The organism is Streptomyces atriruber (genome assembly GCF_001418325.1).
Taxonomy (GTDB): Bacteria; Actinomycetota; Actinomycetes; order Streptomycetales; family Streptomycetaceae; genus Streptomyces; species Streptomyces atriruber.
On the sequence record NZ_LIPN01000404.1, the window covers coordinates 1 to 1,219 of the forward strand.

The window sequence follows — 1,219 nt, forward strand, 5'->3', positions numbered from 1 at the left end:
GGGCGGGGCACCGCGGCCAGCGGCCCGGCGGCCTGCAGGCGGGCCAGCAGCCGGGCCGCCGCGTGCGGTTCGCCGGCGGCCTCGGCCGCGATGCGGGCGGTGACCCGCCGGGCGAGCCAGGCGCGCAGGCCGCGGGGCCGGTCCCGGCCGCCGTCCGCGAGGCCGGCGGATCCGGGGGCGCCGGCGGTGTCCCGGGCGCCGGTGGTGCGCAGGTGGCGGGTGCTGGACTGCCAGGCGGGGGCCAGCCGGTGGGCCAGGGCGCGGCGCAGCCGGTAGGCCAGGCCCACCGTGGTGCCGTGGCCGCTGAGCATGTGGTCCAGGACGAGGGCGCCCTGCACGGCGAGCGTCATGCCCTGGCCGTGGGCGGGGTCCATGACGGCCAGGGCGTCGCCCACCACCAGGAACTGGTCGGGCCAGCGGCGCAGCTTCTCGTAGTGGCGCCAGCGGTTCTCGGTGTGGGTGCAGGCGTAGACCGGGCCGAGCGGGGTGGCGTGCTCGATGACGTCGCGCAGCAGCGGGTGGCGCAGCCGGGAGGCGGCGCGCAGCAGTCCGGCGTGGTCGGTGGGCGGCCGCTCGCCGTCGGCGAAGGCGAGGGTGACCGCCCAGCGGCCGCCCTCGATGACGTTGAGGGTGCCCTGGCGGGGGTTGTCGGGCGCGGCCATCAGCAGCAGGCTCTGCCAGTCGGCGACGTGGCCGATGGGCGGGGCGAAGACGGTGGAGGCGTAGGTGGTGCGGGCGCGGACCACCGTCTCGCGGGGCGGCTCGTAGCCGAGTTCGGCCAGCCAGTGCGGGGCGCGGGAGTCGCGTCCGGAGGCGTCCACCACGAAGTCGGCGGACAGCAGCTGCCGCGGGCCCGGGCCCTCGGGTCCGGGCCGCTCGCGGCGGCGCGTCCACACGCCGGTGACGGTGTCGTTGCGGTCGGGCTGCAGGCCCAGTACCTCGTGGCCCTGCAGGAAGGACACCTTGGGCTCGGCGCGCAGCCGCTCGCGTATCACCGCGTCGATCAGGTCGCGGGACGCGCTGAGCATCGACAGGCCCGCGTCGAAGCGGGGCAGCCAGCCCGCGGGGCCGAGCACCAGGGCGTCCTGGGGCAGCCGGACGCGGACCGCGCCGGCGCGCTCGAAGTCCTGTCCGATGCCGGGGAAGAGCTGCTCCAGGCCCTGCTGGGCGGTGGTGGTGAGGCTGTGGGTGTGCCGTGCCTGGGGCACGCCGCGGCGCC

1 protein-coding gene is annotated in these 1,219 nt (G+C 78.0%); it reads right to left on the minus strand.

Going from position 1 to position 1,219, the window contains the following annotated elements; translation table 11 throughout:
• Window positions 1–1,208, minus strand: a 1,208-nt coding sequence (locus AOK03_RS44935; RefSeq protein ID WP_055569191.1) for an FAD-dependent monooxygenase, incomplete at its 3' end; no start/stop codon positions are given.
• Between the last annotated feature and the right edge of the window lie 11 nt (window positions 1,209–1,219).